This window comes from Methanoculleus sp. UBA430 (genome assembly GCF_002506585.1).
In the GTDB taxonomy this organism is placed as follows: domain Archaea; phylum Halobacteriota; class Methanomicrobia; order Methanomicrobiales; family Methanoculleaceae; genus Methanoculleus.
Genome location: NZ_DAXW01000003.1, coordinates 232,048 through 258,562, shown reverse-complemented (window position 1 = coordinate 258,562; position 26,515 = coordinate 232,048). Strand labels below are relative to the sequence as shown.

32 protein-coding genes are annotated in these 26,515 nt (G+C 59.0%); 22 read left to right on the top strand and 10 right to left on the bottom strand.

The window, feature by feature from the left end:
• Positions 1-237 precede the first annotated feature (237 nt).
• The 5 genes from BRA49_RS02975 to BRA49_RS02955 all read left to right on the top strand — a co-directional run bounded on the left by BRA49_RS02975 (position 238) and on the right by BRA49_RS02955 (position 4,895).
• Positions 238-1,155 carry a hypothetical protein gene (locus BRA49_RS02975; protein ID WP_292383310.1) on the top strand — a complete coding sequence of 306 codons (918 nt, stop codon included), beginning with the start codon at positions 238-240 and terminating at the stop codon, positions 1,153-1,155.
• The gene (locus BRA49_RS02970) at positions 1,137-1,748 is read left to right on the top strand and encodes a YIP1 family protein (RefSeq protein WP_348531982.1); all 612 of its coding nucleotides are present in this window, start codon (positions 1,137-1,139) and stop codon (positions 1,746-1,748) included. The genes BRA49_RS02975 and BRA49_RS02970 overlap by 19 nt, the downstream gene beginning before the upstream one ends.
• 212 nt (positions 1,749-1,960) lie before the next feature.
• Positions 1,961-2,977, top strand: coding sequence for a cytochrome c biogenesis protein (locus tag BRA49_RS02965; RefSeq protein WP_292383306.1), 1,017 nt, complete (start codon positions 1,961-1,963; stop codon positions 2,975-2,977).
• Between the two features lie 660 nt (positions 2,978-3,637).
• A complete protein-coding gene (locus BRA49_RS02960) occupies positions 3,638-4,066 on the top strand; it encodes a hypothetical protein (protein ID WP_292383305.1) in 429 nt (142 codons plus the stop codon).
• A gap of 43 nt (positions 4,067-4,109) precedes the next feature.
• Positions 4,110-4,895 carry a winged helix-turn-helix transcriptional regulator gene (locus tag BRA49_RS02955; RefSeq protein WP_292383303.1) on the top strand — a complete coding sequence of 262 codons (786 nt, stop codon included), beginning with the start codon at positions 4,110-4,112 and terminating at the stop codon, positions 4,893-4,895.
• A gap of 98 nt (positions 4,896-4,993) precedes the next feature.
• Here the strand turns inward: BRA49_RS02955 and BRA49_RS02950 are convergent, their stop codons facing one another.
• Positions 4,994-5,680 carry a hypothetical protein gene (locus BRA49_RS02950; protein ID WP_292383302.1) on the bottom strand — a complete coding sequence of 229 codons (687 nt, stop codon included), beginning with the start codon at positions 5,678-5,680 and terminating at the stop codon, positions 4,994-4,996.
• A 187-nt stretch (positions 5,681-5,867) separates the two neighbouring features.
• Here BRA49_RS02950 and BRA49_RS02945 point away from each other — a divergent pair, with 187 nt between their 5' ends.
• From BRA49_RS02945 to BRA49_RS02915, 7 genes are all read left to right on the top strand, one after another.
• Complete coding sequence (locus BRA49_RS02945) at positions 5,868-6,020, top strand: hypothetical protein (protein ID WP_292383300.1); 153 nt, start codon at positions 5,868-5,870, stop codon at positions 6,018-6,020.
• Positions 6,021-6,078: 58 nt separating this feature from the next.
• Positions 6,079-6,816 carry a carotenoid biosynthesis protein gene (locus tag BRA49_RS02940; protein WP_292383298.1) on the top strand — a complete coding sequence of 246 codons (738 nt, stop codon included), beginning with the start codon at positions 6,079-6,081 and terminating at the stop codon, positions 6,814-6,816.
• A gap of 92 nt (positions 6,817-6,908) precedes the next feature.
• A complete protein-coding gene (locus BRA49_RS02935) occupies positions 6,909-8,384 on the top strand; it encodes a phytoene desaturase family protein (protein ID WP_292383296.1) in 1,476 nt (491 codons plus the stop codon).
• Between the two features lie 10 nt (positions 8,385-8,394).
• Positions 8,395-9,219 (top strand): phytoene/squalene synthase family protein, encoded by an 825-nt coding sequence (locus BRA49_RS02930; RefSeq protein ID WP_292383294.1) that lies wholly within the window; start codon positions 8,395-8,397, stop codon positions 9,217-9,219.
• 6 nt (positions 9,220-9,225) lie between these two features.
• Positions 9,226-10,077 (top strand): prenyltransferase, encoded by an 852-nt coding sequence (locus BRA49_RS02925; RefSeq protein ID WP_292383293.1) that lies wholly within the window; start codon positions 9,226-9,228, stop codon positions 10,075-10,077.
• A 201-nt stretch (positions 10,078-10,278) separates the two neighbouring features.
• The gene (locus tag BRA49_RS02920) at positions 10,279-10,995 is read left to right on the top strand and encodes a hypothetical protein (RefSeq protein WP_292383291.1); all 717 of its coding nucleotides are present in this window, start codon (positions 10,279-10,281) and stop codon (positions 10,993-10,995) included.
• 142 nt (positions 10,996-11,137) lie between these two features.
• Positions 11,138-11,593, top strand: a complete 456-nt coding sequence (locus BRA49_RS02915) for a hypothetical protein (protein ID WP_292383289.1) — start codon at positions 11,138-11,140, stop codon at positions 11,591-11,593.
• Positions 11,594-11,656: 63 nt separating this feature from the next.
• Here BRA49_RS02915 and BRA49_RS02910 read toward each other — a convergent pair whose 3' ends face one another.
• Both BRA49_RS02910 and BRA49_RS02905 read right to left on the bottom strand, forming a co-directional pair.
• Entirely contained in the window at positions 11,657-12,019 is a 363-nt protein-coding gene (locus BRA49_RS02910) for a hypothetical protein (protein WP_292383288.1), read from the bottom strand.
• A 248-nt stretch (positions 12,020-12,267) separates the two neighbouring features.
• Complete coding sequence (locus BRA49_RS02905; protein ID WP_292383286.1) at positions 12,268-13,200, bottom strand: AEC family transporter; 933 nt, start codon at positions 13,198-13,200, stop codon at positions 12,268-12,270.
• Between the two features lie 102 nt (positions 13,201-13,302).
• Here BRA49_RS02905 and BRA49_RS02900 point away from each other — a divergent pair, with 102 nt between their 5' ends.
• Positions 13,303-13,701 carry an NUDIX hydrolase gene (locus BRA49_RS02900; RefSeq protein ID WP_292383284.1) on the top strand — a complete coding sequence of 133 codons (399 nt, stop codon included), beginning with the start codon at positions 13,303-13,305 and terminating at the stop codon, positions 13,699-13,701.
• A 19-nt stretch (positions 13,702-13,720) separates the two neighbouring features.
• On the opposite strand, the gene BRA49_RS02895 is transcribed toward BRA49_RS02900, so the two are convergent.
• The 4 genes from BRA49_RS02895 to BRA49_RS02880 form a co-directional block, all read right to left on the bottom strand.
• Entirely contained in the window at positions 13,721-14,194 is a 474-nt protein-coding gene (locus BRA49_RS02895; RefSeq protein WP_292383283.1) for a winged helix-turn-helix domain-containing protein, read from the bottom strand.
• A gap of 95 nt (positions 14,195-14,289) precedes the next feature.
• A complete protein-coding gene (locus BRA49_RS02890) occupies positions 14,290-15,087 on the bottom strand; it encodes a hypothetical protein (protein ID WP_292383281.1) in 798 nt (265 codons plus the stop codon).
• Between the two features lie 26 nt (positions 15,088-15,113).
• Positions 15,114-15,890 carry a PepSY domain-containing protein gene (locus BRA49_RS02885; protein ID WP_292383279.1) on the bottom strand — a complete coding sequence of 259 codons (777 nt, stop codon included), beginning with the start codon at positions 15,888-15,890 and terminating at the stop codon, positions 15,114-15,116.
• A 15-nt stretch (positions 15,891-15,905) separates the two neighbouring features.
• A complete protein-coding gene (locus BRA49_RS02880) occupies positions 15,906-16,598 on the bottom strand; it encodes a hypothetical protein (protein ID WP_292383277.1) in 693 nt (230 codons plus the stop codon).
• A gap of 623 nt (positions 16,599-17,221) precedes the next feature.
• Here BRA49_RS02880 and BRA49_RS02875 point away from each other — a divergent pair.
• The 9 genes from BRA49_RS02875 to BRA49_RS02835 all read left to right on the top strand — a co-directional run bounded on the left by BRA49_RS02875 (position 17,222) and on the right by BRA49_RS02835 (position 23,192).
• Positions 17,222-17,671 (top strand): hypothetical protein, encoded by a 450-nt coding sequence (locus BRA49_RS02875; RefSeq protein ID WP_292383275.1) that lies wholly within the window; start codon positions 17,222-17,224, stop codon positions 17,669-17,671.
• Positions 17,672-17,699: 28 nt separating this feature from the next.
• Positions 17,700-18,146 (top strand): hypothetical protein, encoded by a 447-nt coding sequence (locus BRA49_RS02870; protein WP_292383273.1) that lies wholly within the window; start codon positions 17,700-17,702, stop codon positions 18,144-18,146.
• A 525-nt stretch (positions 18,147-18,671) separates the two neighbouring features.
• The gene (locus tag BRA49_RS02865; RefSeq protein WP_292383272.1) at positions 18,672-18,935 is read left to right on the top strand and encodes a C39 family peptidase; all 264 of its coding nucleotides are present in this window, start codon (positions 18,672-18,674) and stop codon (positions 18,933-18,935) included.
• Between the two features lie 25 nt (positions 18,936-18,960).
• On the top strand, positions 18,961-19,749 hold the full coding sequence (locus tag BRA49_RS02860; RefSeq protein ID WP_292383270.1) for a hypothetical protein: 789 nt from the start codon (positions 18,961-18,963) through the stop codon (positions 19,747-19,749).
• Between the two features lie 127 nt (positions 19,750-19,876).
• Positions 19,877-20,692: a calcium-dependent protein kinase gene (locus tag BRA49_RS02855; RefSeq protein ID WP_292383268.1), complete on the top strand. Its 816-nt coding sequence runs from the start codon at positions 19,877-19,879 to the stop codon at positions 20,690-20,692.
• A gap of 76 nt (positions 20,693-20,768) precedes the next feature.
• Positions 20,769-21,323: a hypothetical protein gene (locus BRA49_RS02850; RefSeq protein ID WP_292383267.1), complete on the top strand. Its 555-nt coding sequence runs from the start codon at positions 20,769-20,771 to the stop codon at positions 21,321-21,323.
• A 463-nt stretch (positions 21,324-21,786) separates the two neighbouring features.
• Positions 21,787-22,353, top strand: a complete 567-nt coding sequence (locus BRA49_RS02845) for a hypothetical protein (RefSeq protein WP_292383265.1) — start codon at positions 21,787-21,789, stop codon at positions 22,351-22,353.
• Positions 22,354-22,689: 336 nt separating this feature from the next.
• Positions 22,690-22,923 carry a DUF7557 family protein gene (locus BRA49_RS02840; protein ID WP_292383264.1) on the top strand — a complete coding sequence of 78 codons (234 nt, stop codon included), beginning with the start codon at positions 22,690-22,692 and terminating at the stop codon, positions 22,921-22,923.
• Positions 22,920-23,192, top strand: a complete 273-nt coding sequence (locus BRA49_RS02835; protein ID WP_292383262.1) for a type II toxin-antitoxin system RelE family toxin — start codon at positions 22,920-22,922, stop codon at positions 23,190-23,192. Before BRA49_RS02840 ends, BRA49_RS02835 begins: the two co-directional genes overlap by 4 nt.
• A gap of 377 nt (positions 23,193-23,569) precedes the next feature.
• Here BRA49_RS02835 and BRA49_RS02830 read toward each other — a convergent pair whose 3' ends face one another.
• From BRA49_RS02830 to BRA49_RS02820, 3 genes are read right to left on the bottom strand one after another with little or no spacing between them, the layout of a single operon-like run.
• Entirely contained in the window at positions 23,570-25,294 is a 1,725-nt protein-coding gene (locus tag BRA49_RS02830) for a M28 family metallopeptidase (protein ID WP_292383261.1), read from the bottom strand.
• Positions 25,295-25,322: 28 nt separating this feature from the next.
• Positions 25,323-25,814 (bottom strand): hypothetical protein, encoded by a 492-nt coding sequence (locus BRA49_RS02825; protein ID WP_292383259.1) that lies wholly within the window; start codon positions 25,812-25,814, stop codon positions 25,323-25,325.
• Positions 25,814-26,398 carry a nucleotidyltransferase domain-containing protein gene (locus tag BRA49_RS02820; protein WP_292383258.1) on the bottom strand — a complete coding sequence of 195 codons (585 nt, stop codon included), beginning with the start codon at positions 26,396-26,398 and terminating at the stop codon, positions 25,814-25,816. The genes BRA49_RS02825 and BRA49_RS02820 overlap by 1 nt, the downstream gene beginning before the upstream one ends.
• Positions 26,399-26,515: the final 117 nt, after the last annotated feature.

The window sequence follows — 26,515 nt, the reverse complement described above, 5'->3', positions numbered from 1 at the left end:
TAACGGCTCCCGGACGTGTAAAGAAATCGGACAGAATTTATAAATAAACTCATACCCATGTCATTGTGTGGGCGCCTTGATGATGCGTCCGCAAAAGTTCGTGGGGCCCCTCCATCCACGGTTGACGCCCCGGATGATAGAGCCCCGCAAGCCCGGAGGCTATTTGGATGTATGCTCTTTCGGTACTTGAAAGTATGCCACTCCTGCCTCCGGGAAAAGGAACTGGAGGAAAAACGCATGAACGGAAAAATTGGAATGAGGGCGCTTTCCGTGCTCCTGGCAGTTATGCTGGTGGGCGTGATGATGGCGATGGCAATGGCAATGCCGATAGTACCTGCGGCGAGTACAGAAGAACAAACTAGAACTAATCCTTTGCTTCAAAATCAGGAGACTGAAAAGAACATCTATACCATGTTGGGGATAGAGCAACCTTCCAGAGACGAGGGTCCTCAATGGCAGAGATATAACGAAGCGAGAGGCCGGGTGGATGACCTGATCCGCGGATCAGAATCGAGAGAAAGCATCAGAGAAATCATTGGATATCTGGAGGGACAAAGAGAAAGAGTCGTCCTCTACTATGGAATGGATGGGAATATTTATGGTTTACTCGATAGCCAGGGTAAGGTATCCAAGAGCAGGGTGGACCCGGTAGTCATCGGTTCAAAGACAGAATATTTCGAAGACAGTTGCAAAGATTGCTCGGTAGGTAATCAGAGTAGCAATTATTCCGTCAGCTATGAATTGAGTCGAATCGATCTCTCGGCTCTGGGGTCAGAAGAGTTCGGCGCGAGATCAATTTATGAAGCCCAAGTTACAAGAACGGACAGCTGGATATATCTATCCATAACCCAGGCAACTCTTTACACTAAAGGGACATTCACTTATGACTATGGCAACAGAATTCTAGGCATATCGGACAATACTTATACGTCTCAGGGGATTAACTTTGATCGTTGTGAATTCGGACATTCAGTACGGGAAACCGGGTATACGGGATACGTTGAATCTAATGTTATCTGGGCATATCTTACGTTGAGTCCACCCAAACACTCTGTTGATGCTTGGATCAGTTGTGATATCTATGGTTCAACTGATGGAAGTTCTAGTACCTCGGACTGGGTGTCTATAGGAGTCGGATGTCAATCAGTTCCATAACTTTCAGAGGTAGTGTCATGTCGGTAAGATCCCCATTAAAAACTGTCTTAACCAGTCTCCGGCAATTTTTTCAGCAACTAAACAAAAAACCACTGGGAGGTGATCTTCAACTCTTTTTTGTGACAGTTATGACTATGTCAATCTTATTCACGTTAGCATCTTTCTTTACAGGGTTGTATCCTGGAAACGAATCCGGACCTGACGGATTGTACTTGATTGGGATCCTAGTATTGGGCATCTTCATCAACCTGATACAGGGTCTGATAGTCGGAGTCGTCGCACTCCTCGGAGTCAGCCTCGTTGAACATTTCTTCCTGCTTTTTGTCAATGTACGTTATGGATTTGAAAAAACGATGAAATCGGTGATCTATGCCCTGTTTCCCTGCATCCTGTTTTTTTGGGCGGTTGTGATCGTAGAGGTCCCATTGGCAGGCCTGTTGCTTCTCTTTGTTTTTGGTTTGATAACCTATTTGAGTGTACAGATATTTCATGAGATGTCAAAGGATCGGGCCATATTTGTCTCTCTTGCAACCAGTATCGTTCTCGCGATTCTTTTCTACAGATGGATCTTTGGTTCTGGATTGTTATTGTGATCTTTCTTTTCGATAGAATTCTGGAGCGAGGTGTTTAAATCATAAAAGAACGGTAGGGGACATGTTTTATGATGCTGACAGCAGGATTAACTTTCTGATAGATGGGTTATGGTTGGTCCGGGCGCATGGTCTTGATGTTTATTGGGGTTTTTCATGAATGATCTTATCTCGCGGATCGATGACGTCCAGAACCATCTTGGGGATGAGGTACCTTGAAAAATGGATACAGAAGAAAGAGCACTCGCATTGGAGCAATAGCAGCATGTATCTTCCTCTTGGCTGGAATGATTTCCTATGCGGGCGCAGCTCCTATCCCTATAGAGTATTATTACCTGGACGGCTGCACCGCCTGTGATCAGGTTAAACCTTTGATCGCAGAGGTTGAGAGCGATCTCGGCGATTCCATCTCTCTCGAATACGTCGATGTGGGTACAACTGAGGGTTTGGACCGGTGGCAGCAGCATGGATTTCACGAGATCCCAGCCGTGGTCGTGAACAGCACCATCAAGATCCCCGGAGGTGAGATAACCGAAGAGAATGTCAGGGCGGCGATCGAACAGTCTCGTGCTGGCGCTGAGCCGCAGGAGAATCCGCCACCGATCAACTGGAATATTCCACTTGCTTATTCTCTGGGCCTTTTCTCTGGTTTCTCGCCCTGCTTGATGGCGGTGCTGGGCTTTATTCTGGCGTATGTCACGGGATCGGGCGGAGGCCTCCGGAGTGGTCTCCTGAACTCACTGATCTTCGGCCTGGGACTGGTTTTCGCATATATCGTCATGGGGTGTTGCGTCCTGCTGGCGGGGCTCTCGTTCGGCGGGCTCGGCCCGTACCTCGCCGTCGCGGCGGGATTGATCACGATCTTCACCGGCGTGAGCTTGCTTGGGGTGGTAAAGCTCCCGGATGCCACAAACGGGTTTCTTCAGTCCTCTCTGCGGAAGTATTCGACCACGCTGGCCGGGTTATTCTTCCTGGGCATGCTGTTCTCGATCGTCAAGGCGCCGTGCGCCGCCCCGATGATTCTCATCCTGCTGAGCAGAATCCTGATCGACGGCACGGTGCAGGATCTCTCGCTCCTCCTGGTCTTTGGGGCCGGGGTGCTCACACCGTTTCTCGGCGTCGGGACCCTTGGGGGCTACGGTTCGTCGAGCAGGATCCGGGAATATCGGGATCTCATCCGGGGCATCAGCGGGATCATCCTGATCGGGTTCGGAGCCTGTCTGCTCCTCTGAATGTTGAGAGGGTTTGGGACGAATGAGGAAACGTGTGATTTCGGCTGATCGGGCTACCTCATCGTGGGAGTGAGTATTTGCCTTAATGGGGAGTTGAACGGAGTATTCACTCAGGGTTTACTTTGAATGGAAGGCAATGTGTGAATGTTTTACGGTAGGGGGCCCAGTGATTACCTCCTGTGGTCTTGTTCTCGCGATACTCCCTATATTCTGTTTCATTGGCCCGGTTTTTCTGGTCGTCCGGCGCTTATATCACCGTTTGTACCGTTGTTAGTCTATTATTCGCTCGGGGGCTGGCTACCCTCCCGTGTGTAGAGAAGATGTAGGTCAAACGGGGATACATGTGATCCTGGTTGGTCCGGAAACTTCCTCGTTGACGCAGGTATGCGCCTCGAAGAGATAAGATCGAACGTGGTATCCGTCCAGAGTTTCCTTGTGTGGGGGTGTAAGAATGCCTCGCAACTGGACATTTGATGTTCATCTGGTTGCCTCGGGCTCCATTCTCTGGGATTTAGCAGATATCTCCTGATTTCTACTGGACAAACGGATGTCCTCCTTCTCTTGCCGGAAGTTGACAGGTTGCCTGTATATAAAACGTGTAAAGAAATAGGACAGAATATTTATGCAGAGTGTCTTCGAAGTCTCTACCGGTGGATTTTGATGAAATTCAACCGTTTTATCGGACTCCTGGTCGTCTTCGTTATTGTCATACCGATAGTTTCGGCCAGCAGCATCGGAAGTGGGAATAGTGAGACCGTGTTGGACCTCCCGCAGGCAGACGGGTCTGCAACTCGTGCAGCGTACACGATCACATCGGGAGAGACGCACTATCATGGATTTTACGTGTCACCTGGTACGTCCTCGATACCTATCGATCTGAACTGGTTTACAGGTGCTTATTCCCTGAAATTAGGTATTATCAGGCCAGATGGGAGCCTATACGGTTATTACCACGATGATGATGGCGATGATAACCTGAAGGGGCGGATCTATCTTACGATAAACAACCCTACATCCGGGTCCTGGACATTTACTGTTTATGGTGAGGACGTTACTGGAACTTGGCCATATGATTTTAGCGTGGGCTAAAGAAAAGGAAACATTTTTATTTTCACTGGGCATATGAAACGCTATGGCGTCATGGTCGTTGACTGCCAGAATTGCTCTGTTTGTCTTCTGTCTCCTGCTGTTACCATCTGTTGGGTGCGCGATCTCTGTCCAGCCGACATCGGGAATACATCCGGAGCGGATTTTTTTAGATCCGACTCCATTATACGTCTGGAACGTTCCCCTGAACACCGTTATCCTCGGTCTTCTAGCCATAACCGTTCCGACCACGCTTTTCGTTCTGATACAAATCTTGTTCTCGCTGTCTGCGTGGCTTCAGCTTGGCCATAAAAGGGTCACAGATGGGAATATCCTGGACAACGAAACTCGAAATGCAGTGTATACGTGTATCTGGAAGAATCCGGGAACTAGCATGCGGAACCTCTCCCAAATGCTGGGAATGAATATCGGGACCCTCCGGTATCATGTGGGGGTACTGTACAGGATGGGAAAGGTCACTGCTGAGCAGAACAGCGGGGGAATGAGGTACTACGTCGGTGTGGGCACCTGTTCCGACCTGGAGAAGATATTGGCCGGATGCCTCAACGTGCATCCGAAGATCCGAATAATAAATCTTGTTCTGCAGCACCCGGGAATTGTGAGGAAAGATATCGCGTCCAGGCTCATCTTGTCGGGCCCGAACGTCACCTGGCATATGAGATCGTTAACCCGGGAAGGCATCGTCAAAAGCGAGAAGGATGGGCGGAATGTGCGGTACTATCTCCGCCCGGATGTGAAGGAGTATATAAAGGCACACAAGTCGTGGCATCTCGTGAGCGGTGGGAAAGGTGTTTCAGGTACTGGGACCTGATGCCGGCTTGAGACTCTGATTTCATCCTCCAGCATTTTTTCCGGTTTATCCTGCGGGCGTACCCATATATGCGTCTGCGATCAGGCAGTATCTCCGCATCACGCATAGACAACAGTATCGGCAAGGGCAATATCTTGTTCCGTGAAGAGAATGAGACAGTCCGGCACGCCTCCCGCGGCTGAACTTCCTTCCGGTTGCAGAACTTCCGGGGCGATCTCGATCGCGTACCAGCAGGCACCGTCCGGGAACGTTGCCTCCTTCAAGGGACGGAGCGAGCCTTCCGAGAGGATGTAAAGGTCGCCGTGGGTTTCGTTATATTCCCTCTTGATCTCGTACTTGAGCGTTTGAAGCGTTATATTGCGATCCCCCCGGGTGAGGTCGGCAAAATCGATCAGGGTCGCTTCACGGAAGATGGCGAGGGGGTGCGCTCCCTGCAGGGGGAACTCGAGTACCTGGTCTTTGTAGAGGACGTTGCCACCTGGATAAACATATACCTTGTAAAAATGCTGCTCTCCGTCCACGTCCCCGGTGTAGTACGTCTGAGTGCACTGTACCACCCCGTCCTTATCGACGAACTGGTTCAGCTGAATGAGTATGGCCGACTCGTTCGCGAACCCATGTTCACGTACCAGGGCATCCCAGAGGTGCACGAGATCGGGCTGACGCTCCCCGGGGTCGATTCTCATCTCTCTCGTAGTAATCACGGGCATTTCAGGCGTGTAGAAGTAGTGCACGAAGACGAGGCAGATGAGGATTATCCAGACGATGAGCGGGATCTTTTTCATTCTTGGGCTCCCGGACCAGGATGCGCAGTCTCGATGGTTAATGGTACCGTCGTCACGGATGATAGGGCTTATGTAATTGTCTCTTAGTCTTCTGTAGTGTGAACGATCCCTTAATTTTGATAATACTTTCCGGACGCGTAAAGGGATATGACAGAAGGCATATATCTCCAGCCGGCCACGTCGTTACATGGAACGCAACCACATCGCCGTGTTGCTCGTCGGCATCGCGGCCGGCCTGTACGCAGCCCTCACCTACCAGTGGGTTCTGGGGTTCATCATCGTTGCACTGGTGGCGCTGATCCTGGTCGCGAGCGACGTCGCAGGGCGGACCGGGGCGTAGCCTGCGGTGACCGCCACCGGCATGGAAGATTTATCCCCCTCGCCCCCCTCCCCCGCCCATGCGCATCACCCGGGCGGCCCTCCTTCTTGCCGCTCTCGTCCTCTTCCTCGCCGCCTGTCTGGTGGTCCGGTTCGACGATCCGGCGGTCCCGCCCGCCGTCCCGGTCGTCTTCCTGGTCGCCCTCGCCCTCCCCTCCTACATCGCCCTCGTCCGCTGGCTCGGCCCCGCCCGCGGCATCGCCCTCCTCCTCCTCCTCCTGAGCATCCTCCCGCTCGCCGTCGAGGCGTATGCCGTCGCGACCGGCGTCCCGTATGGCAGGTTCACCTATTCGGCCGACCTTGGCTACCGGGTCTTCGGCCTCGTCCCCTGGACGGTCGCGTTTGCTTATCTCCCGATGCTCCTCGGCGCCGTCACCCTCGCCGCAGCCGCCGCCGGGACTGCGTGGTGGCGGCTGGTCCCGGCCGGGGTTCTCGTCCTCCTCTTCGTCGACCTCGTCGTCGACCCGGCGGCCGTCCACGCCGGCCTCTGGGTCTGGACCGGCGGCGGCGCCTACTACGGCGTGCCGGTCTCGAACTTCGTGGGCTGGGCCCTGACCGGAGCGGTCTATATTGCCCTCTTCCGGCTCATCGCGGGCGCTCGATCGATCCCCGGCACGGTGGCGGCGAGTCTCCTTCTCATCCTCGCGTTCTGGACCGGCTACCTCACGCGGAACGGTCTTGTGATACCGGCCCTCCTCGGGGCGGCGCTTGCCCTTGCAACACTTCCGATCATCGTTGAAGACGACACTTCACGGTGAGCGCCGCATCGGCGGTGCGCCTTCCCCGATACCAAAGTTTATATTCGATATGACTCTTCCTGCACCAGTTTTCTGTTCCGGTGGGGGAGGTTATGCGGGCTGTCATCGTTGGAGCAGGGTTCGGAGGTCTCTCCGTCGCGGCTCTTCTTGCAAAAGGCGGCTTTGACGTCGCGGTGATCGAGAAGAACGAGCAGTCCGGGGGCCGTGCGAGCGTTCACCGCGACGGAGGGTTTACGTTCGATATGGGGCCGTCGTGGTATCTGATGCCCGACGTCTACGACCGGTTCTTCGCGGAGTTCGGGAGAAGCCCGAAAGACTACTTCCCACTCGCGAGACTCGACCCCTCCTACCGGGTCTTCTTCGCTGACGATCAAGTCGCGGACATCTCGGCCGACCTCGAGAAAAACTACGCTCTCTTCGAGTCGTTTGAGCCGGACGGGGCCGAGAAACTCCGGAGTTACCTCGCCGGCTCGGAGGAGACCTACGAGATCACCATGAGCGACCTCCTCTACCGGGACTACCGGAGCATCTTCGACTTCTTCGACCGGCGGCTCCTTGCCGGGGGGAGGAAACTCCATCCCTTCGAGAACCTGGAGTCCTTCGTAAAAAAACGCTTCTCAAGCGACGAGGCCCGAAAAGTCGTGCAGTACTCCATCGGCTTCCTCGGCGGCTCGCCGCGAAACACCCCCTCGTTCTACCACATCATGACGCATATCGACATGAACATGGGGGTGTGGTACCCGGAAGGGGGCATGCGGGCGGTCGTCGAGGCCCTCGTCTCGCTCGGGCGGGAGTTCGGGGTCGAGTACCGCTACAACGAACCGGCGACCGCCATCGACGTCGAGGGCGGGACCGCCCGCCGGGTCGTCACCCCCCTCGGGGCGCACGAGACCGATGTCGTCGTCGTCAACGCGGACTACCCGTTTGCCGAGATGCACCTCCTCCCCGACGGCTCGCGGTCGTACCCAGCCTCCTACTGGGCAAAAAAGGTTCTCGCCCCGTCCACGTTCGTCGCCTATCTCGGCGTCGACCGGGTGGTCGAGGGGCTTGCCCACCACAACATCTTCCTCGAGCGGGACTGGGAGGAGGGGTTTGAGACGATCTTCGATCCTAAAAAAGCCGCCTGGCCGACAGGCCCCTCGTTCTACGTCAACGTCCCCTCGCGGACCGATCCGACCGCCGCCCCGGAGGGCTGTGATACCCTCTTCGTCCTCGCACCCCTCGCCCCCGGCATCGAGGATACCCCGGAACTCCGCGAGCGGTTCTATGACCACCTCATGAGCCGGATGGAGGAGATCCTCGGCGAGAGTATCCGTGACTCGGTCGTGACCCGGCGGATCTTCGCGCTCTCGGACTTCTCGAACCGCTACAACGCCTACCGGGGCACGGCGCTCGGCCTCTCCCACACCCTCCGCCAGACGGCGCTCTGGCGGCCGGCGCACCGGAGCCGCCGGGTTCCGAACCTCTACTACGCCGGCCAGTACACCCACCCGGGGATCGGGGTGCCGATGACCCTGATATCCTCCCAGATCGTCGCCCGTGAGTTGATTGACCGTTGCCGGCGGTGAGGTGCGCCCCGTGATCGACGAGACCATCTACGATATCTTCAGGCGGGGGAGCAAGACCTACTTCTACTCGACCCTCTTCTTCCCGCCGCGGGTGCGAAAGGACGTCTTCTCGCTCTACAGTTTCGTCCGTGTCGCCGACGATTACGTGGACGCGGTGCCGCAGGAGGTCGATGAGTTCTACGCCTTCACCGGCCGCTACGCCGCTGCCGCGGCCGGGGAGGCGACGGGGGACGTGGTGATCGACTCGTTCGTCGAACTTGCGGGGCGGAAAGACTTTGATCCGGCGTGGACGGTGGCGTTCCTCTCCTCGATGGAGAGCGACATCACCGTCACCTCCTACCGGACGATCCGGGACCTCGAGGGTTACCTCTACGGCTCGTCCGAGGTGGTCGGGCTGATGATGGCCCGGCTCCTCGATCTCCCCCCGGAGTCATACGTTGCAGCCCAGAACCTCGGCCGGGCGATGCAGTACGTCAACTTCATCCGCGACATCGCGGAAGACCTCGCCCTCGGCCGGACCTACTTTCCCGCCGAAGAGATCGAGGCGTTCGGGCTCGACGACCTCTCGGCGGCAACCGCCGCCCGGCACCCCCGGGGGTTTGCGGCGTTTCTCCGGTTCCAGCTTCGGCGGTACCGGGAGTGGCAGGAGCAGGCGGAGACCGGGTTCCGGTACATCCCCCGGCGCTACCGGATCCCGATCCGGACGGCGTCGGACATGTACCGCTGGACGGCCCAAACGATAGAACACGATCCGGCCGTCGTCTACCGGGGGAAGGTGAAGCCCTCGGTGGGACGGATCGTCTCCAGGGCCGCCGCAAACACCTTAAAGGCGTGACCCCCCGTGGCTCCCCGGCTCCTCTCGCTTGCCTGGCGGGTCTCCCGGTTCCGGTTCTGGATCTACACCGGTGGGACCTACGTGGTGGGCTACGCCCTCGGGATGAACTCCTGGACGGCCTTCTTTGACCCCGCCTACGCCCTCTTCCTCGTCTACTTCTTCTTACCGGCAAACCTCTTCATCTACGGGGTGAACGACTGGTGGGACCAGGATACCGACCGGTTCAATCCCAAGAAGGATGTGAAGGAGTACCGCATCAGCGATGCGGACGGCCGCGACCTGCTCCTCCTCATCGGCCTTGCGGCTGCCGTCAGCCTCGCGCTCATCTTTGCGCTCGACACCGTCGGGCAGGCGCTTCTCTTCTTGTTCCTCCTCCTCTCCTACTTCTACAGCGCCCCGCCGCTCCGGTTCAAGGAGGTCCCGGTCCTCGACTTCTCCTCGAACATGCTCTACGTGGTCCCGGGGATCCTCGGCTACTACCTCGCGGGCGGCGCCCTCCCGCCGCCGGCTCTCGTCATCGCCGGCTACCTCCACATCGCCGCGATGCACCTCTTCTCCGCGATCCCCGATATCGGATGGGATGCGGCCGCGGGAATGACGACGACGGCCGTCGTCCTCGGGAGACGGCGCTCACTCCTCCTCTGCCTCGTCTTCTGGTCGGGGCTTGCCGCCCTCGTCATCTGGCTTGCCGGTCTTCACCCCTTAAGCCTGCTCGTCCTGATTTACCCGGCCGTCCCCCTCGCCCTCCTCCTCCGGGAAGGCCTCTCGATCGACCGGGTCTACTGGTACCTCCCATATGTCAACACCGGCCTCGGGGGGCTGGTCTTTCTTCTTGCGACCCTGCGGACGGTGGTGTGATAGGGAGGATGGCCTTTCGCACTATTCCCGGCTCCGGCTTGCAGACACCACAATGACGCCTGGAATCGATAAGGGATGCTTGATGCGTAGACGCGCGCCACAGAAAAGGTTTATAACCGAACGTCGATATCTCACCCGTAGGTACCGGTATCCGGGCATGCACGGTCCATCCCTGGGTTCGACTCCCGAAGCGAGGCCTGTATGAAGGTTGACTTTGTTTTCAAGGCGTTCACTGCCATTTTTGCTATGATTGTCGTGCTGTTCCTCCTTTCCGCGTTTACCGAGACCGTTCTGCCGGGCAACTTCTACCGGATCTCGATCACCAATCTACCCGATCCTGCCACGAACGGCACCGCCACGATCATGGTCCCTATCCCGGCGAACGCAACGGGTGAACCGGTGATCCCGGAGGAGACGTTCTCCGGCGCTCGGGTTACCGCGTGGCAGGCGGCGGTTCGGGAGACACCCTACGGGAAGATGCTCGCGTTCACGGCGACGGGAGAGTGCGCGCCTGATATATCCGTATCGTGTGAGGTGATGCAGACTGAAGACGAACTGCAACGCTTGCCCCGGCACCAGCGGCCTACCAACCTGACCGCATGGGAGATGAAGAGAGAACCGCGGCTGCTCGTGCCCGTGCTCGAAACCCCCGGTGATGTCGGCGTCGCTGAGTTCATCCGGGTTTCGAGCGGGACCTACACCACGGTCGTATTCCTCGACGGCTTCGTTCCGCCGCCGGAGGAAGCAGCCCCGGTCACGTTCAGCCTCGAGTACCGGGGAGTGGGGGGCACGAAACGCTTGATGAGAGAGAATACCTGGATGACAACGGTGGGTACGGCCGTTATGAGCACAGAGTCGGGCTTCATTCCGGTTCCGGCCGACTACCTGGTTATCGCAGGGGGTATTGACTTCCCATGAGAATCGGCGCTATAAACCTCTACGGGATTACGGTGACGGCTCTTGCCGCTGTTGGGGGGTTCTTGACGACCTGTTACGGACACCCGTTGCCGTGTTCGTCTGCAGGGAAGAGAAGATCTCTGATACAGGGTAAGCGTGGTCTATGGAGGATGATTCGACGAAGAGAAGATCGGTAACATGGCTCTTCCTCTCTCTTTCGGCAGCGCTGCTCGCGGCCCTGCTCCTCCTCCACGCACCGGGTGCGGGCGCTGTGCATGACCCGGTAGAGATGCCCGCCCCGACAAAAGAGCCCGGGAGGGCCGGGAACCTGACCATCATCCTGGTGACCAGGGATTCGAAACTTCCGCAGGCCGTCCCGATCCCCTCGTCGTGGAGGGATATCGAACCGGAGAAATGTGAACCGAGCGAGGAGGATTGGGCTTTTATCAGGGATGCCGCCACGAATCTCTCAGAGGAAGAGAAGACCCGGTTTGTTACGGAGGTCAGAGAGATCTACGCCGGAGTGTCAACGCTTTCGCAAGGAGAGCAGGACGACCTGGAGAGGAGACTCGGGTACTACCTGATTAAGGCAACCGAGAGAGCCGGGACAGCCCCATAACCGCTGAGGAACCCGGCCTGGCGGGGTCCTGCCGCCCTGGCAGGAAACCCCTTCCATGGGGGTTCACTGGACCCGGGTAACCTTTGTCGGATAGGCCAGTTTATAGTCGACCTCCCGATCGTCGATATATGTTCTCTGGTTGATGTAGCCCTTGACGTAGGGCCTGACCCTGGCATCGAACCTGATCACGTCCCCTTCCTGCAGATCCCCGAGGCTCTCGAACCCCTTCGTGTAGTTGAACCAGAGGTGGTCGGTGATCGGATTTCCATCGATGTCCTGGACATCGACAAGCAGCACCGTCACGTCGTACGCGACCCACTCATTCCCGACCTTCTTTGGCCTATAACGGTCCTTCTTCCCGAATCGTGCAAACGCCCCGGTGAATGTCCTTCGTTTTCCATCGATCTGCTGTAGTCCCGGCCTCATGCCTCACCACTCCCGGTCAGACCCCATAGTCGGCGACGATTATGTCGTTACATGCTCAATCAGAGCGGCCTAACATAACGTTTGCGGAGGCGGGGTGAAAGTGTGTTCTCTTGTGTCCCTATCATAGCCAGGGCCGCTAATAGTTTCACGTACCCCGGGTTACCCCACGCAAAAGTGGACGAAGACCGGGTGACCGGCGATTCGCCTTGCGCACCAAAGCACACTCTTAAAGATGCCCCGACACCACCCTACAGCAGCACCGTCGTCATCAGCGGAATCGTAACAAGCGACCCGATCGTTGAGACGAAGACGATCTGCGACGCGAGTCGGGCGTCGGCGCCGTACTGCTCCGCGAAGATGGCGGTGTTTGCGGCGGCGGGCATCGCGGCCATCGTGATCATGACGCCGTTGACGAGGGGGTCAGAGAAGACCGGGGAGAAGAGGTAGCAGTAGGCCACCGGGACCGCGAGGAGGAGGACGGCGCTCGTCGCCCAGATCCGCCAGTCCCCGACCATCTCCCGCGCCGGGAACGTCGCGAGCATCGCCCCGACGATGATCATCGCAAGCGGCGTCGTCACCCCCCCGAGGAGGTCGATCGAGTCGATGAAGGGGGAGGGGATCTCCACCGAGCCGAGGAAGAGGGCGAGCCCGACGACGGAGGCCGCGATACCGGGGTTTAAGAGCAGTTTTGGATCGAACCCCTTCCCCCTCCCTTCGGTCAGCATCGCGATCCCGACCGAGAAGACCAGGACGTTGAAGACGAGGTTGAAGATCGCGACGTAGAAGAGCGACTCCTCTCCGAAGAGCGTCAGGGCGACCGGGAACCCCATGAACCCGACGTTCCCGAAGACGATCGCGAACTGGAGCACCCCCTCCTCCGCGGCCGGGACCCGCATGGCCTTCGAGACTGCCCAGGCGAGGGCGAACGAAAAGACGTAGAGCATCCCGGTCGCGAGGATCAGGGTCTCTGCGCCGACGAGGCGCTCAGGGGTGAAGGGGACCTGCATCGAGGCGACGATCAGCGCCGGGATGGTGATGTTGATGAGGAGCCCCGAGAGCCCCCGGGTGGCCCGGGGGTCGACGATCTTTGTCGAAACAGCGACGTAGCCCGCGGCGATCAGGAGGACCAGGATGAAGATCTGGTCCGCGACTATCAGGAAATCCGTGACCATACCGTTCATGAATGGGGCGCTCCCTCGTGACCCACCAGTGTGGGCTCTGATTACTCTTTACGGTTCTGCCGTGGGGGAGGTATTTCTGTCGGTAGGGATCTATCTTGTCGTATGCCGGAAAAACCGTTCTATCTCGCCGTCTCGGCGCTCATCCGGGATAGCGCTGGGAGGGTCCTCCTCCTGAAGCGTGCCACCGACGACCCCATCAACCCGGGGAAGTGGGACCTCCCCGGAGGGACGCTCGACCCCGGGGAGACCTTCGACCGTGCCCTCCGGCGGGAGGCCCGGGAAGAGACCGGGATGCGGGTCACCCTCCGGCACGTCGCGGGCGCCGGGGAACTCGACCTCCCGACGAAGAGGATCGCCTACCTGGTCATGGCCTGCGATGCCGACAGGACCGAGGTCAGCCTCAGCCCGGAGCACGAGGACTACACCTGGGTCGAGCCTGAGGAGGCGGCGGCAATGGACCTTGCGGAACAGTTTCGGGGGTTGTTTGGTGGCGGCGGGTGAGCGGGGGGAAACCCGGCAGTTACCCCCGGCATGGGAAGCTATCCCTCCGGCACCGCACCGCAAGGTACCAGAGCGCGATCGTCACGCCAAGGAGCGCCTCGCCCGCGTAGAGGAGGAGGGGTTCCCGGACGGCGCTTCCCCCCTGGACGGCGAAACCGCGGAGGAACGAGGCGACGAGAAGCGCCCCGGCTGTCATGGCAACGAGGGACGTGCCGAGGAGGAAGATGATCCGGTGGTCCTTTCCGGGATGAAGGACCCGTCGGGCTCTCTTCGTCAGGGTGTAGTCCCGCCATTTCCGGGCGTTCTCGTGCGTCACCAGGTCCGCGTCGGCGAGAACGGCAAGGTGCTCATGGATGGTCGACCTGGCAAGATCGAGCCCATCGGCGAGCTCACTCACCGTCATGGGCCGGGAATCAAGCGCTTTGAGGATGGCGACCCGGGTGTCGGAGGCGAGAGCGGTGATGTCGTCCCGGTCGAGCGTGACGTCTTCCATAGTCTGACCTGAAACAATCAGGTACTCTTCTGCCGGGAGAGAAAAGCGTTCCGGAACCGCCCCGGGTTTCGGAAAAGGGGTGTGCCGCATCTCCCTCAGCTCGCCCGGAAGGTCGGCGGCGGGACTGGTTCCGGTGCATCTCTCCCCGCTACGACGAACGATGCCGGTGCACGGGGAAGGCGGGTCCTGTTGTAGCCGGGGTCGATCCCGCCCTCGCCGGCGGGGATGGGACCGGACTCGACGACGCTCACCCGCCGGAGGTCGAAGGTGACCGGCGTGCCGTTCGGGGTCGTGATGGTGCAGGGGGCGGCGAGATCGACCGTCAGAATAAGGCTCTCCTCCTGCCCGGGTCTTGGAAGGTCCGCCGTCACCCGCACCTCCCGCCACTCGCCGGCGGCGAGGTTATCGATGGGCAGCGTCGTCGCGATGCCGGGGAGGATATCCCCCGTCGGGAACCCGGTGGTGGCGTTCAGGCCCGTGATCTCCGTCGCCACGGCAAGGTCGGCACGGGCGCAGTCTTCGCCCGCAAGGTTCCGTATGAAGAAGTCGAGGCTGATTTTGTCGCCCTCGATTGCGATATCAGGGGTGTACCGGATATCCTCCGGGCGGGTCGGATCAAGGCTGTAGCGTTCGCCGAGGTTGATTGCCCGGTTGTAGGCAGTAACGTTCCGCAGGTGCCAGGTCTCGTTCGCTCCGTCGTAGACGATGACCGGGCTTTCGTAGGAGCCGGGGTACTCGAACCCCGGCCCGAACGGCAGTATCCAGTTCACCCGCTTGAGCGGTTCCTGCACGTGTCCCTGCTCCGGGGGAAAGGCCGCAAGTATGGCGAGGTTCGCCGCGGCAAGAACGAGAACGGCGCAAAGGCCAATCCATACCCACATCCTCGAGTGCATTGTTACCACTTAGGAAAAGAAGTGATTTAGAGGTATGGGCTTACCATCAGCACTTCTCCTGCTCGTGCATCGATGACGACGAGCCCTCCCTGGAGGACGTCACCCTCCGGCTCGCCTTTCATCGTCACCACCCACGTCAGCGTCTGTGCGTCCGGCCGGGTGTACTCGACGGAGAGGTCGGCCGTCGCACCGGTCACCCGGATTCCCGGGAACTCCCCGGCCGCGACCTTCAGCGCCTCGTCCCGGGAGAGTGCCGGCTCAAGCGGGCATTTGATCTCCCGCCGGATCCCGATGTACGAGACGATCTCGCCGGTACCGGGGTTGACGTTTACGACAACCGTGTTCGGCGTGAGGACACCGTTCTTCTCTTCCCTCCAGATGTACAAATATTCGCTGCCTGCATCGCCGTGAGAGACCAGGTTCGACTCGATAAGCCGCATACTCTTCTCCGCAAAACCGCTGTACTTCTCTTCAGCGTAGGCCCTTGCCGCCGCTTCGGCTGCGGCCTGATCCAGCCGGATCTCGTGGGAATCCTTCCGTGCAGAGTCAAACGTGGCGCGCTCAACAGCCCCGGTATGGGCGTTGACGTAAACCTGTCCGCCTCCGATGCCAAAGACGTAGTACTCTCCCTGATTCAGGCGCTCGGTCTTCTGGTACTGGACGGTTGCATCGGGTGCATTAAGAAAGTCCTGTGCTTTTTCTTTCGCAGTATCCACTCCGATCGGAGCGTTGATGCCAGCCGCTGCCGCGACCGAGACCGCAATGACGATGCATATGATTGCAGTAATAGGTATCCATTTCATAATCGGATCACTCCATTAATAGATTCCGTAGCGGGCGGGAGTGAGATAACTGTTGTAACTGCCGGAGATCTCGTAGGTGTCCACTCCCCAGTAGCCGATTGGCCAGTGCCAGTAGCAGTCGTCCTTTGCGTTGCTTGCGGCGCTTGCAACGGTCTCCCCGTTTCGCACCCGATCCCAGAAGTTCCCTGACCAGCACTTTCCGTTTTCGACCTCGACCTCGCCGTCGAACCCCAGGCAGATGTCTGCTCCTTTGTTCATGGTCTGCTGGAGGAGATCCCCGTTGTACTGGTTGTCGTGCGACGAATAGCAGGCGAGGTAAACCGCGAGCAGGACATCCCTGATATCGGTCCCGTAATCAGCGATGTAATACTGGTCGTTTCCCGGGTAGTGACCGTCGGTGTCGGCCAGTATCCAGGATTCCGAGGAGAACTTTATTCCACCGCCTTTATGCGAGTCGTCGTAGTAGAGGCCGTGGCCATTGAAGAAGAATATAGCATCCGACCTGAACGTACTGTAGGCCGTCGATGCGTGTGCATTCATGGACGACGAGCTGGAGTAGCCCATCGCAGCCTGATCCACCTGTGCGTCGTAGGCCGTCGGCGTCGTATCCGAACAGTCATAGTTGTGCGCAGGTGGTGCGGCGCTGACGGCAGCAGGCAGAGCCGCGAGCAGGAAGAGTGCTGCCAGCATGCATAACCATCGTTTCATGAGTACCCCCGAAGGTGCGCCCGGGCATTCTCGCACCCGGAACTAAACCCGAATTCGAGGGGGAATCTTATAAAACCCGATGTCGTCATTCGGTTCTGACCGAACAAACCTTAAACCTTACGATCCGGTTCCGGATGGTGAGGGCGATCTGATCCCGTGGCGGTGGTGCTGCCGGCGGCGTGCGGCACGGCTCACGGAAAGCCTGGTTTTGCAAATAACTCCCATACGAACCGGTATCGCCCGGAATACACCCCGTTGGGCGAGCAGCCAATCTGCTGATGGTCATCTGCTGATGGTCATCCTATAGAAACATTTTTGTATTGTTCGGAAAAATCCGACGGATTGTTGCGGGTTTTATATGTTCTCATGACGCAGATCCGAATGAGGTGCCGCGTGTGGTGCCCGCCCATCCCTGGAGGTAACAGAATGTATGCATTCCGTGTACTCAAAACGTGTGCCTCTCCTACCTCAGGTGAATGAAAACGGAGGAAAGACACATGAAAGGAAAAATCGGAATGCGGGCATTCTCCATGCTTCTCGCCGTCTGCTGGTGAGCATGGTTGTTGTGGCTGTGGTGAGCGCTCAGGATCCTTCCAGCAGGATCGGATATTAAAGGAGGTCACATGAAATCGAAACATGACAGACGTTTGATCATCGTGGGGGTTCTGGTGTTCATCGGCGTCGTCCTCCTCGTCGCGACGGTTGTGCTCACGTGCACCGCCCTCTTCACCTGGCTCGAAGCAAGCGGTGGATCCCCGAGATTGAACGTCTGGGAGATCAGGGGCGAACTGCCGCCGGAAAATGCATCGATCATCCACCTGACCGAGAAAGACTTCGAGCAGCACCCGGCGCTCGACTCCGCAATCCGGGGCGACAACCGGGGTCCCGGTGCCTGGTATTCGGGAGACACACCGTACGGTGTCCTCGACGAGCGAACGATTGGGAGCGCTCCGGTGACATACCTGGAACGGGAAGTACTTATCGAGTCGTTTGGTCCCAATGTCGAGGCGAGAAACCAGCCGTACATCGAATACGAGGGTGCGTATTACTACTTTCTCATCCTGATCCCCTAGGGTCGGGTCAAAAAAGGTGGCTATCGGAATGGAAGAAGATAAGAATCCGAAATCAAGGAACCAGCTCAAAACGGCAGGAATCGTTCTCGCCTGCGGTCTTGCCGTCGCCGTCGCCGTCGTCCTCGGCTTCATGCTCGCCGACGCCCTCATCGTCTATGCTTACGAGAGTTCAGGCGGGCAGCCGATGCTCTACGTCATGGAGAGAGCGGAGCCGGGAGAGAGCATGGTCGTTCCTCTGACCGGGCAGGACTTTGCCGATCATCCGGCGCTCGATGCGGTCATCCGGGGCGAGGAACGGAACCCGTCGGCATGGGAGTGGGGCTACCGGGACCAGCGCGTCATCGGGGGAACTAAGGTCTCGTACCGGGAGAGCAAGGCGCTCCACGATGCCTACGGTCCCCAGGGGGAGAGGGGGCTGTACCCGCTCATGGAGTACGAGGGTGCGTATTACGTGGTCCTGACGACGTGGCCCTGAAGGGGAGTCCCCGTCGCCCGTCCTCGATATGCATCGCTTCTTTCCACGGGGAAGGCAAGTCGGAGGAAGTGAACTGAACCACAACATCAGTCTGGGCGTCACCGCCTGGCCTCGGGCCACCCTATCCAGCTATTATCCAGCCTTAGAGGCCGACTGCGGGAAAATCCCGGGAGGTATCATCCTCCCCCTCAGCGAAGAAAAGGTTTGGGTTTTTCTGTTCCGAACCGGTTCTCCAGAGATCGGGTGAGTGCATCCTTTCGGGCATATCACCCGGCGGGGAAGGCGGCACACTGCCGTGCGATCGCCCCACAATGAGAAGGTTTAAGATGAATTCGGAAAAAAAACGGACGATGGCTGCTGATTTTATATGTTCTAACGACCCAGAATCGGATTGGATGCCGCGTGCGGTGCCCGCTCGTGTGCGGGGCCGCCCACCCCCGGGTCTGACGCCCGGATGACGCACCCCGCAAGCCCGGAGGCAAAGGAAACGTAGGCGTTCTGTGCACTTAAATGTGTGATTCTTCAATGGATTCAAGCGACGATGCCCGGATGACGTTTGATAAGGTAAAGAGCGAGGTGGATGCACAGAGGCCTTTTGTTCTCAGCCTGTGGGGCGGCGGCATGCCTATAGGAGGAGATAGGCCTTATGGTGATCACAGCGTTGCCTGTGTAGGTTATCACGACTATACGGAGGACTGGGTGTCCATACATGACACATGGGATACTCAGATCCATAACGTAGTCTATGGTAACTGGTGGGGTGCCATGGCGACCTGGGTGAGGCCCTGACCCCTCTTTATGGTGGTAGATCCAGATGAAATCCCTGAAAACCGACAGAACCAGCAAATTCGCATTCATTCTCCTCCTGATCGCTATCGGTGCTTTCGGTATCCTCCTGCTCATTGACCTCCTCGCCATCGGTCCCGGGTATCCTCCCCCTGAGGCCCTGCAGAAATGGTATATCCCGCAGCCCCGGTATGAGTATGCGGAGAACGGCTCTGTCGCCGTAAATAGAACGATCGATGGGAATGTTGTCCTGCTCGGCGATATCGAAGACGGGTGCCCATCCTTGTTCCCGGTCCTCTCACGGCACTGCAGCTATGCAATGTATGTCGACACCGTGTCGGGTGATCGGTATCTGGTCGTCAACTGGTACTTCGATGACAAGGCAGACCTCTTACAGGCTGAGATGGTCCTCTGCAGCCACCTCCGAGCATCTGGGAATGTCTCTTCCGCTGAGCTATTCCTCTCCAAAGAACCTGATTTATCACAGGGGGAACCGATCTTTAGTCCCGTTGCCGTAACAAAATTCGATAACGAAACGTCTCTTGGTTATTTCACCGTTGTTGAGAAGCCGCTGTCCCCGGAACACGACGATTACTTCGTTGTTTACTATGGGGTGGTCGGGCCGGCCATTCTCCCTGATCACACTGCTACCCTGGAGTATCTTATGCTCCGGAGTTATTCGCTTCATGGTGCAAGGCCGCTCGCACCCTGCTCGGCACAGGAAGCGGCAACAGGGTCTACGCATTCCGTGTGCAAAGGCACGCCCCTCCCGCCCCGGGCAGCGGAATCTCCCGGGATAGTAAATAGATGGTCTTAAAATGTCACTAAAGATTGGTGTACTCGTCTGTCTCGCTCTCGCGATCATAGCCGGGTGCGTATGGGTTCTTGGTCCGGGCCAGGTCCCGGAAAGCTCTCTTCCCGCCGGGGTGGGCGCAGGCGAAACTATGTTCTCTCTCACCGCTGAGTTTCCGGAGGTGCGGGACTCGTATACACTCTACCGGGTAGTCCCTGCCGCCGTCACGGAAGAGCAGGTCCGGGAGGTTGCAGGAAGGTTCGGGCTCTCGGGGGAACCAGGGGCAATGAACAAAAGGACCGGCGAGTTCCTTCTCATCGACGCCTCGAAGGATCCGGAGGAGCAGGTATCGGTGTATGCACATTCCGGCGCCGTGGCCTACCACATCCCTGACCTGGAACTGCCGACCGAAGTGACCGACCAGCCTGACCTTCCCTCGGACGCGGAGGCGGAGAAGATTGCTCTCGCATTCCTGGAGAAGACCGGCATGCAGTCGCCGGACGCCCGGGTCGTGAAGATCGAGGTGAACCAGATGCAGGAGATCTGGGAAGCAGGTGCCACCGAACCGAAGGTGTCGTACGACGTCACCAAGGCAGTCAGGTTCGGTCGGTCGCTCGACGGGTTGCCGGTCTATGGTGACGAATTTGCGGTGATTCTGGGCGACGGCGGGGGGGTCGCCGGGCTCGTGAAGACCTGGCGAGAGGTGGAGCCGGACGGGAACGTCAGCCTCCGATCCCCCGAGGAGGCGTATGAGGACCTTCGTGCAACACGGACTGTCCGCCCTCACACGGGGCAAGAGTACGACCAGATCACGATCGAGAATGTTGCGATTGGTTACTGGATGGAGCCGAGGGGCTTTGTGCAGGACCTTATTCGGCCGGTTTATGCGTTTTCCGGAACTGCGCTCCGGGACGGCGTTCCGGAACCGTATGTCGAATATGTCTTTGCTGATGAGGGGAAGCAGTGAGATCTACCCTTCTTCCCCGGTTTTTGGATGCCCATAGGAGAGATCTGCCCGCAGATGCGCCCTCCGGAGCACCGGCATGACCGAATTCGGCTTTGCTCAGGCGGTTCTCATGACCCTGGAGACTGTAGTTTCCCTGGGTCCGGTCTATCTCTTCCTTCTCGGCACGTTTGCCGTTGTTTTCTTTCTCTGGTACACTTGGCCCCGCCTCACCGGCCGGGACCGGGGGCAGGTCACGACAAAGGAGTATATCCTGATCGCCTTCAGTACCGTTCTCCTCTCCATGGCGATCCTGCTCCGCTGGCTCAGCCTCTCCCTGTGGGGGATCTCTACCCTTGCGGCCCTCTTTATCGCCGCTCTCCTCGTCTGGTTCTTTCGCCCGTTCTTCGCCCGGGGAAACATCCCGGTGCGGGAATATGCCTGGCTCGCCGTGGTCGTCTTCTGCCTGCCGCTACTGATTCTATTCTGGTTCGGCACCGTCTCCCTCGTTCTGCTCCAGGTGCATGGCTCGTTCTTCCCGACTATCGAGGCCTGGGCGTATGTGCTCGGGCTCGACGCCCTACTCCCGGTCCTCGGGATTCTCGTTCCACTCCGGCAGATCGGAGGTGCTCGAAAGCGGCGGCAGGGTGCGTGACGATCCGTCCCGGCATATCGTTGATGGGTCACCACGGGAGATCCCTGCAGACAAAGCGGTGTTCTTTCTGGATCTCGAGGATGATCGTCTGGAGACCATGATCATCGCGCGACTGGGAGACAATAGTGGAGTCTGAGAACTACGTGTGACCGTGACGAACTCCGGGATCTGGCCGGCCTATTCCTGGCTGACCCGGCCGCTCCCCGATAAATGCAGGTGATCCCCGGTGCAGCTCATGTCTCGAGGCCGTAAGGGCTCTTTCCGGGTGTAGATTCGATTGGACGGATCCGACATCTGTGCGTCACAGAAAAGGTCTATAGAATGAACGTTGACATGTGTACCTCTCCTGTCTCCGGGAAATTCTTGGAGGAACATGAAATGAACAGAAGAGCTGGAGTACTGGGTGATCGCACCCTCGGGCGCCGGGGGCTGGGTCTTGGCCAAAGGTAGTTTGATTGCAAAGATGGACGATAAAGGCACCATCGCGTGGCGAAAGTCGGCCGGAGAAGTGGATCCGGGTACGATCCCGATCATCGTCCCGGATCCGGCAGGAGGGCTCCTCGTCGCCGGAGAGATTGCAGGGGCGCCCGGGACCGTCACAACGGTCAGGTTCGATGATCAGGGCGCACCGGTCTGGAACACGACGGTCGGGGGCAGTTCCGGAGAGCCGTACCTCCTCTCGGCGGCGCGACAGGATCCAACCAGCGGCTACCATCTCCTTGCCGGGGTCACGGGCTCCAGATCGACGGAGGATCTGGAGGTCTCGCTTGGGGAGGATGGGAGCATCTTCCGGCAGGAAACGGCCAACGCCTCCGCTCCGGTGACCTGGGTCCCTGACGGCGGATACCTCTCGGCGGCCCTTGCTGAGAATGACTACGGTGGTACCCTCCTCCGGGTGGAGAGGTTCGATGAGAACAGTGCTGCGCGGTGGACGTCGACACAGCAGCTGGACGAGTACAGCAGCATCGTGGCCCTCATCCCGACGATCGATGGCGGTTCGGCGGTGCTCGGGATGTACATGAAATACTGATGTGGACCACGGCATCGGTGATCGCCGGGAGGTGAGCGGGGTGGTGCCCCCGTATCCTTCTCCCCGCAACGCCCCCATCAGGTGCTTCCTTAGGGGCCCGGTGGTCTTCTCGCTCATCCTGCTGATCGTCGCCGCCGGCCCCGGGCCTCAAGGATAGTACTCTCCGCTTCTCTCATGGGGAGGTCCAGTTTGAGCAGGCGCACTGGACCTTATCAGAAGGTTCGATCGCATGTAATCGTGCCGTCTGGGTGTCGGAAAAGGTTGCACAGGAGATCGTCTTATGTACCTGTTCACACCATACAAACCTTCATTGAGTATACCTGAGTATACCTCAGTATGACAAGCGTCACCATCAAGATCGATGTAGAGCTCAAGAGTCGGCTCAACACCCTGAAAATCCATCCCCGGGAGTCATACAATGAGGTGATCGAGCGCTTGGTGGATATGGCGGTCGATGAGGAACCCCTCAGCGAAGAAGCGATCCGGGACCTCGAACGATCGCTTGAGGACCTCAGGGCAGGGAGGGTCTATACCTTGGAAGAGGTCATGGCGGAGCTGAGAGGTGAATGACCTATCGCGTGGTCATCACCGCGGCAGCCCGCCATAACCTTAGAAGTATTCCCCGGCCTGTAGCGATTCGGATAGGCGAGGAACTTGCGTCGCTTGCTGGCGAGCCTGATCCGAAAAAACACCTCAAAAAACTGAAGGGTCCGGATAATCCTCCGTTCTACTCGCTCCGTATCGGGGACTATCGGGCGATCCTCTCGATCGTAGATAACCTTCTGGTGATTAATGTTATCGCCGTCGGACACCGGAGCAGAAGTTATCGAAGGTTCTGACCGGAGCATCACCGCAGGAGAGCCCGCCTGTAACCTGACTTATACATCTGGTGCGCACCTGGACGAGGATCAACCGCCCTCAGTCCCGTGGCCACCCTGCCCACCAAAACGGCTGCTCTCCGGTCCCGGAAGCCCTCACACCCCTTCCCGGCGGGTAGATACTCCCGCGTCGGATGTAAATCATAGCAGCGCCCCTGGAGGCCTGGGTATTCGTCGGCCGGACGATGCCTCTCTGGGGCGGAAGAAAGGCCGCCCGGCCACGCCATGCCGTCTTTTTTCTCTCCTCAACATTTCAGCCGGGCATTCTCCCGGGGTTTCACTGTACTTCGGGATTGTCCGGTGCCGGAGACTGTACCGGATCAATACCCCGGGCCGGCTCACTGAAGAATGAGGCTCCCCACCTCCGTAGCCTTTTCATCGCCCTCGCTGCAGGAGATAATCCAACGGTAGGTGCCCGGCCCATCAGGCTCCAGCCAGAACCCGATCTCACGTTTCCGGGTGTCGTTGAGGCCCGGCACGTCAAAGAAGCGGCATTCAGACCTCCGGCCGCCGGGACTATCTACTCGGAACTCCGCCGCCCGCAGGAACGCATCCGCAGTGTCCCGGTAGTCGCACCCCACCACGATACGGTAGCGCTCGCCGGGGGTGTAGGTGCGGGTGTAGGTTTGAGCCGATGCCAGGCAGGTTGCCCCGCCGGTCTCATCGACCTGCAGGATTCCCCCGTCGAGTTCGACCATCCTATAACTCGATATAGAGAAGTCGGCCCGGTCGACCCCGAGGACCGCACCGTCCGGTCCGTATGCCACGACCGTGAAGGAGTGCGGCCCCGGGACCGGGATGACCGCCTGACCGTCCTCAAGATCCCGGATCAATATCCCGTCCAGGTAGCCGTCGACCCGGACGACCACTTCCGGCCGGTCGAGGCGGTAGGAGAGCGGAATGGTCGCAAAGGTGAAATCGCCTCGATGAGCGTCGTCCTGTCCGGTTTTGTCCCCCCAGGGGATGATGACGACGCTCCCGGATACCACCGGCGGCACGATTTTCACCCCCTCCCCCGTGGCCGTCGCAATCGCTTTCGTTCCGGTAGGGCCGTAGGTGGCCGCCTGCACGACGTGGACCCCTCCCGGGAGGGTGACCGACCCGGACGGGAGCATCCCGAGGCTGGTGCCGTCGACGATCACCTCGACCGGCGCGTCGGCCGGGGTTCTGAAGGTGACCGTCCCGTTCTCGACCAAGAGATCGATCTCCGGCGCGTCATCGGCCGCGTCAATCCCCACAATCGTCCCGGCGACGATCGCGGCACACTCCGCGGCAAGGGTGTAGTTGAGCCTCTCAGGCTGGTCGTCGGGGGTATGGATGATCGCATAACTGTCGCGCTCGTAGAGCCGGAGCGCCGGTATCCCCGCGGCACGGAAGGCGTGTTCGTCCCCCCGTGCAGCGTCAAGCAGCCGCTCCGGCGTCTCCTCGATGCACGACGGGAGCAGATCAAGGATCCACCGGTGCTGAGGGAGCGCTGTTGCGAGCAGCCGGTCCCCGGAGGCGACGCAGTCGAGGTTTATCGCCGCGATGATCCGGTTGTGGAGGTCCGGGTTGTCGGCGAGCCACCGTGTGCTCCCCTCAAGCCCGGTCTCCTCGCCGCCGAAGGCGATGAAGTAGACGGTATGGTTCAGGGGGGTGTCGTTGAGGATCCTGGCGGCCTCGAGCATCGTTGCGACGCCCGCGGCGTTGTCGTCGGCACCGGGGGTCTCCGGGATGGCGGTATCATAGTGCGCGGAGATAACGACGATCCTGTCGGTCGATCCCTCCCTGACACCGATGATGTTTGAGGAGAGGGCAAGCGGCGGGTCGAAGTAGCAGTTGCTGTACGAAAACCTCCCGGTGCTGACCGAGAGCCCGCGCTCCTCCATCGCGGTGGCGATATAGGTAGCCGCTGCAGTCCGCTCCTTTGACCCCAGCGCCCGCTCGAACGTGCAGAGGTCATACGTCATCTCCTCGATCCCTACAGGATCGGCCGCGAGGTCGTCGAGGGCGGCCGCCGGCGCGATCCCGGCGAGCACCACCAGGAGCACGGCAGCGACCCTTAGTATTAATGGTTGTCTCATGGTTCTCTCTCGTTATAGGCGGTCCCCCTCACCCTTCCTCCCGTAACGCCTCCGCCAGGCGTCCCCTCAGAATCCCGATGGTCTTCTCGTTCATCGCCCCGACGATGTTCCTGCACTTCACCAGAAACCGGGGAGCGGCCCGGACCAGTTGGTCGCAGAAGAGGTCGGGAATCTCTCGCGAGACGTAATACTGGGCGTCGACCCGCGCTCCCCTTGCCTTTTCCACGAGTGTCGCCTCCTCCGGAGTGAAGTAGTCGGAGAGAAGCCGTTTCATGAGCAGGATGGTGCAGGAATGGTTTTCGCACCGTATTCCAATCCGCGTGAGGACCGCGTAGAGGGAGAAGTGGGAGAAGTACATCGCGTAATACGCGGTCGTTATCCTCCAGTCGTGAGTGGTGATCGTCTGCATCGTCTCAAGGGCCTCTTCGGCCTTCCCCAGGTATGCCGACGCTAGGGTCTCGTTCGGGGCGGTAAGGGAGATCCCGTTCTTGATCCGGCCGCACCATAGAAGCTGGTCCATCATCCCACCGCCTTCTCGACGAAGTGTTCGGTGCCTTTGATCAAGATATGGTTCCGGAGCACTTCCTGGAGAAAGGGGTCTGTGTGGAGACCACGATCAAAGATCTCCAGCGGGTAGACGGTGAGGTGAATTTTGATGCCGTAGGTCTTCCCGACTCTCTCGATCTCCCCCACCCGGCATTCTCCGGCAACGAACAGGTCGAGGTCGGACTCCTCGTCCGCGGTCCCCTCGGCGTGGCTCCCGAAGACAGCACCGCATCCCTCGATAAGGGGGATGACCCGGCTGAGAACTCCGGCGACGAAGGGTTCCTCTTCCCCAAAGCAGATCCTCCGGTAGACCTCGGCAAGGGTGCAGAAGTCCCGCGCGTGATCGCCCCGGCGCAGGGAGAATAACCGCGTCCTGCCTCTGGTAGCAGAACGGAGGATCTGCTTTGCCTCAAGGTATTCCAGGGCCGTCTGGGCCGTTCCGTGGCTGATGGAAAGGTGTCTGGCAACCTCCCGGATGTACATCTCGCGATCGTAGCCCCGGGTGAAGAGGGAGAGGATCCTGAGGTGGTCCTCTCGAATGTCCAATACTTTAGACATATGTCCAGAATATTGGACAGTCCCCGGCATCAGGGTTCCGGTCGGCTGGTGGCTACCGGGATGAAGGGTCCCTCCCCGGCTCAACCCGGGTTCCGGCCTGTTGCGTTCGTTCTGCGC

Coding starts and splice junctions, on each gene's coding strand:
- BRA49_RS02875 (WP_292383275.1), top strand. CDS start 17,222: ATGAAATCGAAACATGACAGACGTTTGATCATCGTGGGGGTTCTGGTG.
- BRA49_RS02910 (WP_292383288.1), bottom strand. CDS start 12,019: ATGAGGCCGGGACTACAGCAGATCGATGGAAAACGAAGGACATTCACC.
- BRA49_RS02860 (WP_292383270.1), top strand. CDS start 18,961: ATGAAATCCCTGAAAACCGACAGAACCAGCAAATTCGCATTCATTCTC.
- BRA49_RS02865 (WP_292383272.1), top strand. CDS start 18,672: ATGGATTCAAGCGACGATGCCCGGATGACGTTTGATAAGGTAAAGAGC.
- BRA49_RS02840 (WP_292383264.1), top strand. CDS start 22,690: ATGACAAGCGTCACCATCAAGATCGATGTAGAGCTCAAGAGTCGGCTC.
- BRA49_RS02880 (WP_292383277.1), bottom strand. CDS start 16,598: ATGAAACGATGGTTATGCATGCTGGCAGCACTCTTCCTGCTCGCGGCT.
- BRA49_RS02935 (WP_292383296.1), top strand. CDS start 6,909: ATGCGGGCTGTCATCGTTGGAGCAGGGTTCGGAGGTCTCTCCGTCGCG.
- BRA49_RS02855 (WP_292383268.1), top strand. CDS start 19,877: ATGTTCTCTCTCACCGCTGAGTTTCCGGAGGTGCGGGACTCGTATACA.
- BRA49_RS02895 (WP_292383283.1), bottom strand. CDS start 14,194: ATGGAAGACGTCACGCTCGACCGGGACGACATCACCGCTCTCGCCTCC.
- BRA49_RS02845 (WP_292383265.1), top strand. CDS start 21,787: ATGGACGATAAAGGCACCATCGCGTGGCGAAAGTCGGCCGGAGAAGTG.
- BRA49_RS02825 (WP_292383259.1), bottom strand. CDS start 25,814: ATGGACCAGCTTCTATGGTGCGGCCGGATCAAGAACGGGATCTCCCTT.
- BRA49_RS02850 (WP_292383267.1), top strand. CDS start 20,769: ATGACCGAATTCGGCTTTGCTCAGGCGGTTCTCATGACCCTGGAGACT.
- BRA49_RS02955 (WP_292383303.1), top strand. CDS start 4,110: ATGGCGTCATGGTCGTTGACTGCCAGAATTGCTCTGTTTGTCTTCTGT.
- BRA49_RS02950 (WP_292383302.1), bottom strand. CDS start 5,680: ATGAAAAAGATCCCGCTCATCGTCTGGATAATCCTCATCTGCCTCGTC.
- BRA49_RS02970 (WP_348531982.1), top strand. CDS start 1,137: ATGTCAATCAGTTCCATAACTTTCAGAGGTAGTGTCATGTCGGTAAGA.
- BRA49_RS02975 (WP_292383310.1), top strand. CDS start 238: ATGAACGGAAAAATTGGAATGAGGGCGCTTTCCGTGCTCCTGGCAGTT.
- BRA49_RS02830 (WP_292383261.1), bottom strand. CDS start 25,294: ATGAGACAACCATTAATACTAAGGGTCGCTGCCGTGCTCCTGGTGGTG.
- BRA49_RS02870 (WP_292383273.1), top strand. CDS start 17,700: ATGGAAGAAGATAAGAATCCGAAATCAAGGAACCAGCTCAAAACGGCA.
- BRA49_RS02945 (WP_292383300.1), top strand. CDS start 5,868: ATGGAACGCAACCACATCGCCGTGTTGCTCGTCGGCATCGCGGCCGGC.
- BRA49_RS02900 (WP_292383284.1), top strand. CDS start 13,303: ATGCCGGAAAAACCGTTCTATCTCGCCGTCTCGGCGCTCATCCGGGAT.
- BRA49_RS02940 (WP_292383298.1), top strand. CDS start 6,079: ATGCGCATCACCCGGGCGGCCCTCCTTCTTGCCGCTCTCGTCCTCTTC.
- BRA49_RS02835 (WP_292383262.1), top strand. CDS start 22,920: ATGACCTATCGCGTGGTCATCACCGCGGCAGCCCGCCATAACCTTAGA.
- BRA49_RS02960 (WP_292383305.1), top strand. CDS start 3,638: ATGAAATTCAACCGTTTTATCGGACTCCTGGTCGTCTTCGTTATTGTC.
- BRA49_RS02820 (WP_292383258.1), bottom strand. CDS start 26,398: ATGTCTAAAGTATTGGACATTCGAGAGGACCACCTCAGGATCCTCTCC.
- BRA49_RS02890 (WP_292383281.1), bottom strand. CDS start 15,087: ATGCACTCGAGGATGTGGGTATGGATTGGCCTTTGCGCCGTTCTCGTT.
- BRA49_RS02915 (WP_292383289.1), top strand. CDS start 11,138: ATGGAGGATGATTCGACGAAGAGAAGATCGGTAACATGGCTCTTCCTC.
- BRA49_RS02885 (WP_292383279.1), bottom strand. CDS start 15,890: ATGAAATGGATACCTATTACTGCAATCATATGCATCGTCATTGCGGTC.
- BRA49_RS02920 (WP_292383291.1), top strand. CDS start 10,279: ATGAAGGTTGACTTTGTTTTCAAGGCGTTCACTGCCATTTTTGCTATG.
- BRA49_RS02905 (WP_292383286.1), bottom strand. CDS start 13,200: ATGAACGGTATGGTCACGGATTTCCTGATAGTCGCGGACCAGATCTTC.